The organism is Spirillospora sp. CA-128828, from assembly GCF_050945415.1.
Taxonomy (GTDB): domain Bacteria; phylum Actinomycetota; class Actinomycetes; order Streptosporangiales; family Streptosporangiaceae; genus Spirillospora.
Genome location: NZ_CP191986.1, coordinates 1,162,145 through 1,174,969 on the forward strand (window position 1 = coordinate 1,162,145; position 12,825 = coordinate 1,174,969).

The following is a 12,825-nucleotide window of genomic DNA, read 5'->3' on the forward strand; positions in this document are numbered from 1 at the left end:
ATGGAGGTGGGCATGATGATGACGCAGGCTCCGGTGATCGAGTACGAGCCCGGGTCGACGCCGGTGGGCTACCACCGGCTCCACCCCGATGTCGGTATCAACTTCCAGTGCAACCGGTTCCTGCAGTTGATCGGCCCGGACGCGCTGGCGGAGATCAGGACGGCGGCGTCGGCGATCGGAACCTACGCCGAGTGGATCGAGACCTTCCTGGCCCTGGCCGCGCGAGCACGCGAAGAGCAGCGCATCCTGGCCGGTGCCTACTACGACCGCGCGGCCGAGTTCTTCATGCGGCCCGGCGATGCGCGGCGCGCTCCCGCGCGGGCCCGGTTCCTGCGCGACATCCGTGCCCTGTACGGCGTGACCCCCGTGAACGTCCCGTACGGCGATGCCGCATTCCCCGCCTACGACCTGGCACCTGATGGGCCGCCCCGCGGCACCATCGTCGTGACCGGCGGCTTCGACGAGTACGTCGAAGAGGGCTTGCCCTTGCTGGCCGCCACGCGCCGGGCGGGGTACCGCGTCATCGCCTTCGACGGGCCCGGCCAGGGCGGCGCGCTCGAAGACGCCCGGCTGCCCCTGACCCCGGCCTGGGAGGAACCGGTCGGCGCGCTGCTCGACCACTTCGAGGTGACCGACGTGACCCTGATCGGGATCTCTCTCGGCGGTGGCCTGGCGATACGCGCCGCCGCGTTCGACGACCGGGTGCGGCGGGTGGTGGCCGCGGACGTCCTCGACGACTTCCTTGAGTGCCTGGCCCGGCAGGCCGTCCCCGGTGCCGCGCCGGCGCTGCGCGTTCTGCTCGCGGCCCGCGCTCGGCCTCTCGTCAACCTGGCCGCCCGCCTGGCCGCCGCCCGCAAGCCGCTGGCCGACTGGGGCCTGCGGCAGGGCATGCACGTCACCGCCACCTCCACCCCCTACGGCTTCTTCCAGGCGGCGCGCGCACTGACCACCCGATCGGTGTCCGCGCGGGTCACCGCGGACGTGCTCCTGCTCGCCGGCACCGACGACCACTACGTCCCCTCGCACCAGCTCCATCGCCAAGCCGCCGCCCTCACCCGTGCCCGGTCGGTGAGCACCCGGACGTTCACCGCAGCCGAGCAGGCGCACAACCACTGCCAGATCGGCAACCTGGGTGCCGCCCTACGTGCCGTACTGACGTGGCTGGACTCGCTGGCTCCTGAGCCAAGCGGATGATGAAACAGGCCCGCGTCACTGCTGGCGACTGTAGGCGCGGACGGCCAGGGGGCAGAAGCCGAAGAAGAGGGCGGCGCACCAGACCAGAGTGGTGGTGACGGTGCCATCGACGGGTGTGCCGTTGAGCAGGGCCCGGCAGGCGTCCATCGCGTGGGTGACCGGATTGATGCCGGCCCACGCGCCGAGCCACCCCGGGAGGGAGTCGGTGGGGGCGGCGAGGCTGGTGCCGAGCTGCAGCGGCAGGAAGGTGATGAAGCTGAAGGCCAGGACGGCGTTGGCGTCCTTGATCAGCACGCCGATGAGCACGGTGACCCAGCTGAGGCAGAACCCGAAGAGGATGGCCAGACCTGCGGCGGCGAGACCCGCGGCCGGGCCGCCGTGGGCGCGGAAGCCGAGGAGCGTGCCGGTGGCGAACAGGATGCCGACGCCGAGCAGGTAGCGGACGATGTCGGCCAGCACCGAGCCGAGAAGCGGTGCGAGGCGGCTGATGGGCAGGCTGCGGAACCGGTCGGTGACGCCGTTCTTGAGGTCGAGGTTGATGTTCGTACCGGTTGAGATCATCCCGGCCAGCCCGGCGCCCATGACGAGGATGCCGGGGAAGAGGTACTGCAGGTAGCCGGTCGTGGAGCCGGCGACCGACCGGCCGAACAGGTAGAGGAACAGCACCAGGAACACGGTCGGTGTGATGACCCCGTTGATCACGGCGCCGGGGTTGCGTTTGGTCTTGGCCAGGCTCCGGCGGGCGAGCACGAGACTGTGCCGGAGCGGGCCCAGCGGTCGGGTTCGCGGCCGTTCGGGTGCGGGCGCGGTGGCGATCATCGCGTGGCCTTCGTGGGGTTGGGAGTGTCGTCGGACGTTGTGGTGGGCGTCCCGGTCAGGGCGAGGAACACTTCGTCGAGGCTGGGCAGGCGCAGCGACAGCTCGGTGACGCCGATGCCGTGGTCACGGAAGCGGGCGGTGATCTCGAAGAGCTCGTCGCCGCCGGTGACGGGCACGACGAGCTCCTCCCGGGTGGAACGCTCCGGGGCGCGCCCGGCGACCGTGGTCATGATGGCGGCCGTTCGGCCAGCCGCCAGCCCGCGCACTCCGGCCGCTCCGAAAGCCGCAGGCACGCCGTCACCAGCAGCCCACCCCATCGGCCGGAGCACCACCTTCAACAACTCCAGCCGCTGAACCGCGAACTCATGGCCCCGCAACGTCCGCCACTCCAGCACCACCCGAGAGCGGCCCACCGCCTCAACCACACTCCGCGCCATCCCTGAATCTCCCTTCCTGTTGATCTGTTCGCTCCTGGACCCGGTCTGCGTTGGGACGTCGAACGTCACCGCGTGTTACCCCCGTACATGAGGTGCTCGACCTGCTGGCGGCTGAACCGGCGGATACCTCCCAGCGTGCGGGTGCTGGCGAGCTTCCCGTCATCGGCCCAGCGGCTCACGGTCTTGGGGTCCACGCGGAACATGGCCGCTACGTCACTCGGGCCGAGAAGCTGTCCGGGACTGAAGTCCCAACCGTCGATGATCAACGGCTTGTTGATCGTTCGTTTGCTGCTCACAAGCGGGTTCCATCTTGTTGAAGGTGACTTCGGCAGGTGGGCGCGGGAGGAGTTCCACACCCCGCAGGGTCAGGATGAGCCGGGCGTGCCGGACCCGTGCGAGAGCCCTGCGGCGTTCCGGGCCCGGCGGCACGTCGGAGGACAGCCACGGGCCGTACACGCGCAGGACGGCACGCTGATACAGCGACTCAGCGGCGATCTGTTCGGGGGACCTCATGGCGCCGTCCACTCCGCGAAAACGGTCTTGCCTCCGGTCCCGTCGCGGTGGACTCCCCAGCAGGTGACGACCTCGGCTATGGCCACCAGTCCCCAACCGCCCTCACTCGACGGCCCCGGGTCGCGCACAGTCGGAACGGTTTCGTCGCCGTCCCAGACGTCGACGACATACACGCTGCCCACCGAGTAGGCGTTGACCCTGATCAGGGCTGTCTTGGCGTGCCGGACGGCATTGGTGGCCAACTCGGAAGCGACCAGCCGAACCGTGTAGTTGTCCACCGGCCAGCTCTCGGCGGCGACCTTCCCGACGTAGTCACGGGCGGCCTTGATGCTGGCCGGTTCCGCATCGAGATAGATCATCTCGCCTTCGCCTCCTGAGCGCTTCCCAGTGGGCACCGTGGTCATTTTCACTGCCCTTCGGCGTGTGCCCCGGGCGCTAGTCAGACTGCACTTGTGGGAGCTATGGTGTCCACCAACCAAGGGGTTTCCATGGAATTCATGGAAATGATCAAGACGCGAGAGGTAGTCACGTGCCTGAGAGGGAACCAGCAAATCCGCGATCTTCAGTCTGGGATCTCGTCGGTTACTACCTGCGGTTTCTTCGCAAGTCCAAAGGCTTGAACGGCGCCGACGTGGCGCGCTTGGCAGAGTGCGCGACCTCCACGATTTCCAGAATCGAGACGGGCGAGCAGCGGATCACCGAGAAGCAAGCGGCCAAGATCGACAAAGCATGGAAGACCGGCAACCTGTTCGAGCTCCTGATCTACTACGCGCGCAGAGCGTCCGATCCCGACTGGTTTAAGAACCTCACGAAGCATGAGCAGAAAGCCACCGAACTACGCATCTTCGGCGCGCTCCATGTCCCTGGCCTCGTACAAACGCCCGAGTACGCCCGTGCCCTGCTGGAAAGTGGGCGGAACAAGAATGTTGAGCGGTCCTTGGAGAGCCGTATGGGGCGTCAGGAGGTACTCACCAGGCCCACTCCGCCGGATCTCTGGGTGACGGTCACTGAGAACGTGCTTGACTGGCCCGTAGGTAGCCCTGCCGTCATGGTGGCGCAGCTCACCAGACTCCTAGAGCTGTCCAGGCTCCCGAACGTCGTCGTGAGGGTCGTCCCTCGGAGGTCAGGTGCGAGCGAGGCCCTTGACGGGCCGTTCCAGGTAGTCAGGACACCCGAAGAGGTTCTGGCCTTCGTCGAAGCCGCCGTGGAAGGACGGCTAGTCTCGGAGGAAGACGATGTGGACGGCTTCCGGAATCGGTTCGATCGGATCAACGCCAAGGCCCTCCCCGAGGACCTGTCCCGGGAGCTGATCCTCCGAAAGATGGAGATGTTCAATGCACAGCCCGAGGTGGCGTAAGAGCAGCTACTCAGGAGAGAGCAGCGGAGGCACCTGTGTCGAGCTGGCCGATCTAGGGACAGACGTCGGCATCAGAGACAGCAAAGCCCCCGAAGCTGGTCACCTGAGCGTTTCGCCGCGATACTTCGCCGACCTACTCACCCGCATCAAGCGGGATGAGCTAGACGTCTGACCACCCCGCAAAGCTCGTGGCCTCGTCCTCATTGGACGGGGCCACGCGCCTACCAGGGTTCGGAAGGCTCGCGGCGACGGGCTGTGCTCAGTGCCGTCGTGTGAGGATTTTCCCTACGTAGGTCAAGGCGCGCGGCCGTTCGCCGCGCGCCTTCGCGCGTGGTGAGCCGATGCACGCCGGTTCGGGATCGACTCGGGTGACGCTACCCGGGCGGAACAGATTCGGTCGGGTCGGGACCGTCACCGGGCGTGCGGACGGGCACGAGACCAAGACGGCCTCCGGCCGCTTGGCTCGGCCCGCCGACGCCGTGACGGCCCTCCCGCCGACCTGCCCACCGTCACACACACCGGGCACTGCGCCCTGCCCCCATCGGCGAACCGCGCCAAGTTCCGCGACCGGCAGCCGTGCCATCACCCTGATCAGCCTCAGGTTCGGCACGCGGGCACGGCCGCCGGCTGCTCCGCACCGTGCCCACCGGCCGATGATGAGGGCGCCCGGGCGCTGATCAAGGTGTGGCCGTCAACCTTCGATAGCGGACGGTCCCTGCCAGAGCCCTGGTCACCAAGGGCTGCTCCGAGCATGCGGGAGCCCGGAACCAAAGACCGAAGGTCGTGATCTTCATGCGCAAGCTTGGCAAGCTTGTGGACGCCGTATTGACTGTCGCGCAGGCCATCGTGTGCGTTGCCCTGGCTCTTCTCGCTGGGGTCATGTTCGGCAGCAGCATCGACATGCTGAACGGCGGTCTCAACGACCCCATCAAGGACGGCGCGATGAAGGGCGCCATCATCGGCGTCCTCGTTCTCTTCGTCGCCATCGCGATCCTTGTGAGCGTCCCGGACGCCGCCAGGATCAACAAGAAGAACAAGCTACGCGTGGCTGCGCAGAACACCAAAGACGCAGCCATGCGCCGGGAAGCGGCACGGGCGTCCCGCCAGTACTGGAAGCGTGTGTACTGGAACCGAACCCACTGAGCCGCAGCCCAACCTGGGGCGTAGCCCCCCAACAGGAGCGGCCCCCCGGGGCCGCTTCTTCGCGTGAGCTATGAGGAAGCCGCCGACCTTCGAAACCGGCCCTGGCAGCCACCCGAACCAGCCAAACGGCAACCGACACCCGGCGTCCGCTCAACGCCCCAGCAGGCGCGCAAGGTTCGGCTACTTCGGTTCCCAACCGACCCCGACCCCCACCCCTTACAACGACCCGCCTCCGGCGTTGGGCTCTACCCAAAAGAGCGTGTGCGGCACGGTTAGCGCGCTAAGCCGCCGTCGCGCAGACCAAGCACCGTGCGCACTCAGGCAAACCCCCACGGGGCAAGGCACGTGACGGGACGCCGGGCGCGGGCTTGGGCGGGGACCCCTCCGGCGGACTGCCCCCGGCCTGAGGTCGGGCAGCCGGGTGGCAGCCCGGAGCCGGACGAGGCTAGCAGCCCGCCGCCCCACCCAAGCCCGCGCCCGTCTTCCCACAACAGCGCAGGTCAGCCGCCCGCAAAGAAGTGTCACAATCCTGTATCCGTCTTCCCTGCGCCGTTCGGCCCCAGCAGGCACAGGATGCGTCCACGCGGGACGGCCAGGCTCACGCCGTCGAGTGCCGTGGTCTTGCCGAACCGCTTGGCCAGATCCTCTACTTCGACTCCGTGCTCGCTCACCGACCACCCTCCTCCACCAGTTCCCATGTTCTAGAAATTCAGATGTCATGAACATCTGGATGTTGGTGGTATCTTAAAGCCATCCGCAGGACGAAGGAGGCGCGATGGTCAGGCTGACCCGGGCGCAGCAGCAGGAACGCACCCGAGCCGCCGTGCTGGCCGCGGCGAGGGAGGAGTTCGCCGAGCGCGGATACGCCGACGCCAAGGTCGACCGGATCGCGGAGCGGGCCGAACTGACGCGTGGCGCGGTGTACTCGAACTTCCCGGGCAAGCGTGCTCTCTACCTGGCGGTCCTCGGCGACTCGATCGAGCACGCGAGCGCCGCCCCGGCGCCGCCGCCGCCCGGCCTGGCCGAGGCGGTGAGCGCGTTCGCCCGCGTCTGGCTCGAACGGCTGCCGTTGACCGGCGACACCCCCGCCGGAGGGAAGCTGCAAATGCGCTCGCTGACCGGGCTGTTCGACGACGAACCGGGCCGCACGGCACTGGCGCAGATCACCAGGATGGAGGCTCTGCTGCTCGCTCTCGCCCTGGAAACACACGCGCCCCGCCACGCGGGGGCGCGGCGGGTGCGGTTGGCCGAACTGGTCCTCACGGTGTTGGACGGGGCCGGCCATCTGGCCGAGACGGCACCGGGATTCGGCGACCCCTTCGACGTGGCACGCGCCTGCGGGCACCTGGCCGAGCTCGACCTCGCCGACACCTGGGATCCGCCGTACCTGCCCCACATCGCCCCCGCGCGACCCGTCCGGGACGCCTGGGAGCCGCCTGCGGAGGTGCAGGACCAGATCACCGGTCGCCAAGCCGGCTTCGACGCCGACGGCGTGATCGTGGTCCTCGGGGCCGGCCGGCTGGAGGCGGCCGAGGAGGCCGTGCGCGCCGCCCGTCCCGGCGACCAGATCACCGTGGCCGTCGTGACGAGCGATCCGGCCGAGATCGGGCGTCTCGTGCTGCTCAGGATCAGCGACCTCACCGGGTGCCTGCGACGTGTCTTCGCGCAGGACGCCTTGCCGGACCTCCGACTCGTCATCGACGACGGCGCCGCCCTCGCCTCGGCCATCGGGATCCCGGATCCGGACGACACCACCGAGGCCGCGGTGCGCATCAGGGCAGGCGAGATCTCCGCCCGAGCCCACGGACGAGGCGCCGCCCACGCCGCGACGTCGACCGCCACGCGGGCCGGCGAGGCCGGACGGTGAGCCCCGTCGAGGTGCCGAACTCGCCCCACTCGACCAGCACCGACTTGCTCGCCCTGCACACCCTTCGCTGCATCGGCTTCGTCGGCCTTGCCCGCGTCTCCGAGGCGACAGGGCTCCCCGCACACGACGTGGAGTCCGAACTGCTCGATCTCGCCGCTTCCGGGCTGGTCACGCATGTCCGGGGTGACTTCGGCGGGTGGGGCCTTACCGAGGCCGGCCGGGCCGTCGACGCCCAGCGGATCTCCGACGAGCTGGACGCCGCCGACGCCCGATCTGCTGTGGCCAAGGCTTTCGAGGACTTTCTCGTGCTCAACCCGGAGCTGCTCGATCTGTGTACGGCATGGCAAATGCGATCCGTCGACGGAGCCATGGCAGTCAACGACCACACCGACGCCGCCTATGACTCCCGGGTCCTGGACCGGTTCACGGACTTCGACATGCGGGCCGATGCCGTCTGCGCAGCCCTGTCCGCGGAGTTGCTCCGGTTCGGCCGATACCGACCGAGGCTCACCGGCGCACTCACCCGAGCCAGATCCGGTGCGTTGGAGTACCTGGCGGACGACATCGGGTCCTACCACGCCATCTGGTTCCAACTTCACGAAGACCTGCTGGTCACTCTGGGCATTCCACGGCACTGAACCGCGATACCGATGACCTGGATCCATCCGATTTCGGCGGACGTCGAGGAAGGCGCGGACGTCCTCGGCGGAAAAGGGCACGGCCTCGTCGTACTGCGACGTCTCGGACTGCCCGTGCCCCCGGGTTTCGTGATCGGCACCGCGGCGTGCCGGGCCTTTCTCCGCGACGGGCGGTTCCCCGACGGCCTAGGTACCGAGCTGGCGACCGCCGTCGCCGACCTCGAAGCCGCCACGCGACGACGCCTCGGCGGACCCGAGCGGCCCTTGACGGTGTCCGTCCGTTCAGGCGGCGGCGTGTCGATGCCCGGCATGATGGACACGATCCTCAACCTCGGGCTCACCGCCGAGGCTGCGGCGGGGTTGGCGGCCGAGACCGGCGACCTGCGGTTCGCGCTCGACTCTCGCCTGCGGTTCCTGTCCGGCATCGCCTCAGCGGTCTACGGCCTGAGCCCGGAAAGCCTGGAAACTGCCGCGGCCGGCGCCGAGACGACACGCCTTGCGGAGACAATCCGAGGCGTTGAGGCCTTCATCGGCGAACGAGCAGGCGAACCGGTCCCGGACGAGCCGATGCGGCAATTGGAACTCGCGGTCAGGGCCGTGGCCTCCTCGTGGGAGACACCGCGCGCCAAGACCTACCGCGAACTGCACGGCATCCCGCACGAGGCCGGCACGGCCGTCACCGTCCAAGCCATGGTGTTCGGCAATCGCGGCGACCACAGCGGTACCGGAGTCGCATTCAGCCGCGACCCTGACACCGGTGACAGCGCTCCATTCGGTGAAGTCCTCTTCGGCCACCAAGGCGAGGACGTCGTGTCCGGAAAATCCCTGACCCGGCCACTGCCCGACCTGGCCGAACGAGAACCGGAAGTGTGGGCGGACCTCCTGGAAGCCATGCCGCGAATCGAGGAACACTACCGAGACGCCTGCTATATGGAGTTCACCTTCGAGGCAGGCAGGCTATGGCTCCTCCAAGTGCGCGCCGGCGGCCTCGTCGGACGGGCCGCCGTCCGCGTGGCGGTCGACCTGGCCGACGAGGGTCTCATCAGCCGCCGCGAGGCCCTGCTCCGCGTCCGCCCTCAGGATCTGCACCATGCTCGTAGGCCCCGAATAGCGACCCCCGGCACGCTCGACCTCTTCACCCGGGGCCAGGGCGCCTGCCCAGGGGTCGCGGTCGGCAGAGTGGCGACCAGTGCCGACAGGGCGGCCCAGATGGCGACCGGTGGTCCGGTCGTCCTGGTGCGTCCGCACACCTCTCCACTCGACATGCATGGCCTGGCCGTCGCCGCAGGGGTCGTCACCGCCCGCGGCGGGCCGACCAGTCACGCCGCGATCGTCGCGCGGGCAATGGGCAAACCCGCGGTCGTGGGAGCCGCGGACCTCACCGTCGACACCGCCACCGCCTCCGTGCGAGCCGCCGGACGCACCCTCCCAGAAGGTACGCTCATCACCATCGACGGGACCGGCGGGGAAGTCGTCATCGGCACCCCCCACATCACCACGACCAGGCAAACCGACCCCCGCCTGCACCGCCTGCTCGAATGGGCCGAAGAAGTCCCGCCGACAGACCCGACCCGTACCCACGCAGAACACCTCAAGGCAGCCCACGCCGCCCTCCCGCGCCCATAGGCGTCAGGCAGCGGGCGGTGCCCCGTGCGGCCATTGCCCGGTCACGGTCAGCGTGCCTCTTCCTTTCGGGGTTGCGGCCGGCCTGTGTCCTGCCACGGGAATGGAGCGAGGTCGGGTTCGACCCAGTCGGTCCTGGCCTGTGAGGAGGCCAGCGTCGCCGGACGGTAGAAGCGGGTCAGAAGGCGTTTGTCGAGCAGGGCGGGGTGGTGGTCGGCGAACGCGGTGAAGTTGTCTTCGCCGCGTTCGGCCGCGTGGTGACCGACCAGTTCGACCCAGGCCCGGCTCATGGTCGCGTGGTACTTCTGGGGCACCCGCGCATAGCGGGCGGTGCGCTGGATGCCGTCGCTGACCAGGCCGACCGTCGCGGACACGCCGACTCGTCGCACGGCCAGCCACGTCAGATGGACATGTTCCCGATGGCCGAACCGCTCGGCGGTCGCCATCACTTCGGCCATCAACGCATCGAAGTCGGCGGCGCCGACGACGTGCTCGTCGGAGGGACGCATGGTCATGAGGGAACCTCCGTCAGGGCTTGCAGGGCAGCGCGCAGGTGGGCGATCGCATCGTCCGGCAAACCGTCGAGCGCGCGATGCTCCAGGTCGGCGATGGCCTGCCGGATCGTGGTGGCGGCCAGTCGCCCGGACGAGGTGAGTTCGATGAGCACCGCCCGGCGGTCTCCGGGACGGGTGCCGCGGGTGATGTGGCCGCGTCGTTCCAGGCGGTCCAGCACGCTGGTCAGTGTGGTCGGGCGGGTGCCCACGGCCGCGCCGAGTTCGGACACGGTCCTGCCTCGGCCGTCGGCCAGGTTCGCCAGCGCGTTGATCTCGGAGGTGGTCAGGTCCAGGTCGACGAGCTCCGCGGAGAGCACTTGCAGAGTGGCGTGGGTGGCCCGCTGCAACGCGAGCAAGGCCGACCACCCAGATGGCACGGATTCGGACTTCACGAGTTTGGATTGTACGATTTCGTATCATCTATCGCCAAGCAATTTAGGTCAGAATCTGTCCGCGATGGCCTCTACCGTTTGTCGTCGACCGGAGCGGGACACGTTCGAAGGCGGAGGACCATGGACATCAATGACGGGCAGGGCGTCACCGGGGAACGGGCCGACCTGCTGGCGATGCTGGCCAAGCACCGGCACTTCCTGCGGTTCACCACCCGAGACCTCACCGACGAGCAGGCCGGGCTGCGGACCACGGCCAGCGAGCTGTGCCTGGGCGGCCTCATCAAGCACGTCACCGCGGTCGAGCGGAACTGGGCCGATTTCATCGTGGACCCGTCCACGATGGGCGACTTCACCGAGATGACCGAGGAGGACTGGGCCCGGCGTGCCGACGAGTTCCGGATGCTGCCCGGCGAGACGCTGGCCGGCGTCCTCGACGACTACAGCGAGGTGGCCCGCCGGACCGACGAGCTGGTCGCCGCCCTCCCCGACCTGGACGCCGTCCGGCCGCTGCCGAAGGCGCCCTGGAACACCGAGACGCACTGGTCGAACCGCCGGGTGCTCCTGCACGTCATCACCGAGACGGCCCAGCACGCCGGCCACGCCGACATCATCCGCGAGTCCCTGGACGGCGCCAAGAGCATGGGCTGACCCGTCACCGCGCGGGAAGACCGGCCCGAGGCCGCCGGCTATCGCGGCGGCCTCGCGGCGGGTTCCTCCTCCCGAGGCTTCTCACGGCGTTTGCGCAGCGAGCCGGCCTTGGCCTTCTCCTCGGGATGGTGGCGGACGCGAACCAGGCTGGCCCCCGTGGTGACGACGAGGATCAGAAGGATGACCCCGAGGGAGGCCGGCGTCGGGATCTCGGGGACGGAGTGGGTGACGTCCTCGTGCAGGAACTCCAGGATCAGCTTGGCGCCGATGAACGCGAGGATCACCGAGAGGCCGATCGACAGGTAGACGAGGCGTTCGAGCAGGCCCTCGATGAGGAAGTAGAGGGCGCGCAGGCCGAGCAGGGCGAACGCGTTGGCGGTGAAGACGATGAACGCGTCGTCGGTCACGCCGAACACGGCGGGGATCGAGTCCAGGGCGAAAAGGACGTCAGTGCTGCCGATGGCGACGAAGACCAGGAGCAGCGGTGTCATGACGCGGTTTCCGTCCTCGTGGGCGAGCATCCGCCCGCCGTGGAAGTCCCGGCTCACCGGGAGGATCCTGCGCGCCCGCCGGACGAGGAAGGTGTCCTCGACGTCCGGCTCCTCGTCGCGGTGCCGGATGAGCTGCACCGCCGTCCAGATCAGGATCAGCCCGAAGATCAGGAAGGTGAAGGAGAACAGGCTGATCGCGGCGGCGCCGATCGCGATGAGGACGGTCCGCAGGACGAGCGCGGCGGCGATGCCGAACAGCAGCGTCTTCTGCTGGTACTCGGCCGGGACGGCGAACCGGGCCATGATGATCACGAAGACGAAGAGGTTGTCGACCGACAGGCTCTTCTCGACGATCCAGCCGGAGAAGTACTCGGTGCCCGCCGTCGACCCGCCGAGGAGCCACACGGCGAGGCCGAACAGGAGCGCGGCGGCGATGTAGAACACCGACCAGAAGGTCGCCTCCCGGATCCCGACCGCGTGCGGCCGCCGGACGGCGACCAGCAGGTCGAAGACGAAGAGCGCGATGATCAGCGCGATCGTCGCGCCCCAGGCCCAGGCGGGCATGTCGGACATCCGGCGGCTCCACTCTCGTCGGGACGTCGGCAGACCTATAACCGTTCTCCGCCGCTTCTACCGCCGCCCGGATCGGAGGGGGATGTGCTCAGGCGGGGTTGAGTAGTTGCGCCGATGCGGCCGGGCGGGGCGGACGGCGAGGCTGCCGGGTATGGATACTTCTCGCTGGCGTCCGCTCGCCCTCACCGCCAAGGCGGCCCTCGCCGTGCTCCTCTCGCTCGTCGTCGCCTTCCCGGAATGGGACCGGTTCGCGGACAAGGCGATGGGGGCCCGCGTGGCGGCCTACCCGGCCGCCGTCATGCTGGTCACGCTCATCTGGGCGCTGCGCGGGCGCGGCGGGCGGTTCCCGTGGGACATCGATCTCCTCGTGACGCTGCCCTTCGTCGTGGACGTCGCCGGAAACGCCGCCGACCTCTACGACACGATCGGCTGGTTCGACGACGCCTGCCACTTCGGGAACTGGGCACTGCTCAGCGCCGCCGCCGGTCTCGCGCTGCGCCGCTGGGGCGGGCTCACGTCGTGGACGCTGGCGCTGGCTTGCGCCGGAATGGGCGCCATCGCCGCGATCCTGTGGGA

Annotated in this window: 16 protein-coding genes; 8 read left to right on the forward strand and 8 right to left on the reverse strand. The window is 68.9% G+C overall.

What is annotated here, in order from left to right:
* Window positions 1-12 precede the first annotated feature (12 nt).
* The gene (locus ACQPXG_RS06010) at window positions 13-1,194 is read left to right on the forward strand and encodes an alpha/beta fold hydrolase (protein WP_433466606.1); all 1,182 of its coding nucleotides are present in this window, start codon (window positions 13-15) and stop codon (window positions 1,192-1,194) included.
* Window positions 1,195-1,209: 15 nt separating this feature from the next.
* Here the strand turns inward: ACQPXG_RS06010 and ACQPXG_RS06015 are convergent, their stop codons facing one another.
* The 4 genes from ACQPXG_RS06015 to ACQPXG_RS06030 all read right to left on the reverse strand — a co-directional run bounded on the left by ACQPXG_RS06015 (window position 1,210) and on the right by ACQPXG_RS06030 (window position 3,322).
* On the reverse strand, window positions 1,210-2,013 hold the full coding sequence (locus tag ACQPXG_RS06015) for an ABC transporter permease (RefSeq protein ID WP_433466607.1): 804 nt from the start codon (window positions 2,011-2,013) through the stop codon (window positions 1,210-1,212).
* On the reverse strand, window positions 2,010-2,519 hold the full coding sequence (locus tag ACQPXG_RS06020) for a hypothetical protein (RefSeq protein WP_433466608.1): 510 nt from the start codon (window positions 2,517-2,519) through the stop codon (window positions 2,010-2,012). Before ACQPXG_RS06020 ends, ACQPXG_RS06015 begins: the two co-directional genes overlap by 4 nt.
* The gene (locus tag ACQPXG_RS06025) at window positions 2,516-2,710 is read right to left on the reverse strand and encodes a BldC family transcriptional regulator (RefSeq protein WP_433469906.1); all 195 of its coding nucleotides are present in this window, start codon (window positions 2,708-2,710) and stop codon (window positions 2,516-2,518) included. The genes ACQPXG_RS06020 and ACQPXG_RS06025 overlap by 4 nt, the downstream gene beginning before the upstream one ends.
* A 249-nt stretch (window positions 2,711-2,959) precedes the next feature.
* Window positions 2,960-3,322, reverse strand: coding sequence for an ATP-binding protein (locus tag ACQPXG_RS06030; protein ID WP_433466609.1), 363 nt, complete (start codon window positions 3,320-3,322; stop codon window positions 2,960-2,962).
* Window positions 3,323-3,492: 170 nt separating this feature from the next.
* On the opposite strand from ACQPXG_RS06030, the gene ACQPXG_RS06035 reads away from it, so the two are divergent.
* The 3 genes from ACQPXG_RS06035 (at window position 3,493) to ACQPXG_RS06045 (ending at window position 5,463) form a co-directional block, all read left to right on the forward strand.
* Complete coding sequence (locus tag ACQPXG_RS06035; RefSeq protein WP_433466610.1) at window positions 3,493-4,320, forward strand: helix-turn-helix domain-containing protein; 828 nt, start codon at window positions 3,493-3,495, stop codon at window positions 4,318-4,320.
* Window positions 4,298-4,492, forward strand: coding sequence for a DUF397 domain-containing protein (locus ACQPXG_RS06040; RefSeq protein WP_433466611.1), 195 nt, complete (start codon window positions 4,298-4,300; stop codon window positions 4,490-4,492). Before ACQPXG_RS06035 ends, ACQPXG_RS06040 begins: the two co-directional genes overlap by 23 nt.
* A gap of 611 nt (window positions 4,493-5,103) precedes the next feature.
* Complete coding sequence (locus tag ACQPXG_RS06045; protein WP_433466612.1) at window positions 5,104-5,463, forward strand: hypothetical protein; 360 nt, start codon at window positions 5,104-5,106, stop codon at window positions 5,461-5,463.
* Window positions 5,464-5,984: 521 nt separating this feature from the next.
* Here the strand turns inward: ACQPXG_RS06045 and ACQPXG_RS06050 are convergent.
* Window positions 5,985-6,134, reverse strand: coding sequence for a hypothetical protein (locus tag ACQPXG_RS06050; RefSeq protein ID WP_433466613.1), 150 nt, complete (start codon window positions 6,132-6,134; stop codon window positions 5,985-5,987).
* Between the two features lie 104 nt (window positions 6,135-6,238).
* On the opposite strand from ACQPXG_RS06050, the gene ACQPXG_RS06055 reads away from it, so the two are divergent.
* Genes ACQPXG_RS06055 through ACQPXG_RS06065 form a run of 3 tightly spaced genes read left to right on the forward strand, consistent with a single transcriptional unit; the run spans window position 6,239 to window position 9,594 of the window.
* Window positions 6,239-7,330 (forward strand): TetR family transcriptional regulator, encoded by a 1,092-nt coding sequence (locus ACQPXG_RS06055; protein ID WP_433466614.1) that lies wholly within the window; start codon window positions 6,239-6,241, stop codon window positions 7,328-7,330.
* On the forward strand, window positions 7,327-7,968 hold the full coding sequence (locus ACQPXG_RS06060) for a transcriptional regulator (protein WP_433466615.1): 642 nt from the start codon (window positions 7,327-7,329) through the stop codon (window positions 7,966-7,968). The genes ACQPXG_RS06055 and ACQPXG_RS06060 overlap by 4 nt, the downstream gene beginning before the upstream one ends.
* A gap of 12 nt (window positions 7,969-7,980) precedes the next feature.
* Entirely contained in the window at window positions 7,981-9,594 is a 1,614-nt protein-coding gene (locus ACQPXG_RS06065) for a pyruvate, phosphate dikinase (protein ID WP_433466616.1), read from the forward strand.
* Between the two features lie 47 nt (window positions 9,595-9,641).
* Here ACQPXG_RS06065 and ACQPXG_RS06070 read toward each other — a convergent pair whose 3' ends face one another.
* Window positions 9,642-10,106 (reverse strand): hypothetical protein, encoded by a 465-nt coding sequence (locus ACQPXG_RS06070; RefSeq protein ID WP_433466617.1) that lies wholly within the window; start codon window positions 10,104-10,106, stop codon window positions 9,642-9,644.
* Window positions 10,103-10,537, reverse strand: a complete 435-nt coding sequence (locus tag ACQPXG_RS06075; protein WP_433466618.1) for a MarR family winged helix-turn-helix transcriptional regulator — start codon at window positions 10,535-10,537, stop codon at window positions 10,103-10,105. The genes ACQPXG_RS06070 and ACQPXG_RS06075 overlap by 4 nt, the downstream gene beginning before the upstream one ends.
* 120 nt (window positions 10,538-10,657) lie before the next feature.
* Here ACQPXG_RS06075 and ACQPXG_RS06080 point away from each other — a divergent pair, with 120 nt between their 5' ends.
* On the forward strand, window positions 10,658-11,185 hold the full coding sequence (locus ACQPXG_RS06080) for a DinB family protein (RefSeq protein ID WP_433466619.1): 528 nt from the start codon (window positions 10,658-10,660) through the stop codon (window positions 11,183-11,185).
* Between the two features lie 38 nt (window positions 11,186-11,223).
* On the opposite strand, the gene ACQPXG_RS06085 is transcribed toward ACQPXG_RS06080, so the two are convergent.
* A complete protein-coding gene (locus ACQPXG_RS06085) occupies window positions 11,224-12,249 on the reverse strand; it encodes a TerC family protein (protein ID WP_433466620.1) in 1,026 nt (341 codons plus the stop codon).
* Between the last annotated feature and the right edge of the window lie 576 nt (window positions 12,250-12,825).

Coding starts and splice junctions, on each gene's coding strand:
- ACQPXG_RS06015 (WP_433466607.1), bottom strand. CDS start 2,013: ATGATCGCCACCGCGCCCGCACCCGAACGGCCGCGAACCCGACCGCTG.
- ACQPXG_RS06080 (WP_433466619.1), top strand. CDS start 10,658: ATGGACATCAATGACGGGCAGGGCGTCACCGGGGAACGGGCCGACCTG.
- ACQPXG_RS06055 (WP_433466614.1), top strand. CDS start 6,239: ATGGTCAGGCTGACCCGGGCGCAGCAGCAGGAACGCACCCGAGCCGCC.
- ACQPXG_RS06065 (WP_433466616.1), top strand. CDS start 7,981: ATGACCTGGATCCATCCGATTTCGGCGGACGTCGAGGAAGGCGCGGAC.
- ACQPXG_RS06085 (WP_433466620.1), bottom strand. CDS start 12,249: ATGTCCGACATGCCCGCCTGGGCCTGGGGCGCGACGATCGCGCTGATC.
- ACQPXG_RS06070 (WP_433466617.1), bottom strand. CDS start 10,106: ATGACCATGCGTCCCTCCGACGAGCACGTCGTCGGCGCCGCCGACTTC.
- ACQPXG_RS06040 (WP_433466611.1), top strand. CDS start 4,298: ATGCACAGCCCGAGGTGGCGTAAGAGCAGCTACTCAGGAGAGAGCAGC.
- ACQPXG_RS06030 (WP_433466609.1), bottom strand. CDS start 3,322: ATGATCTATCTCGATGCGGAACCGGCCAGCATCAAGGCCGCCCGTGAC.
- ACQPXG_RS06010 (WP_433466606.1), top strand. CDS start 13: ATGATGATGACGCAGGCTCCGGTGATCGAGTACGAGCCCGGGTCGACG.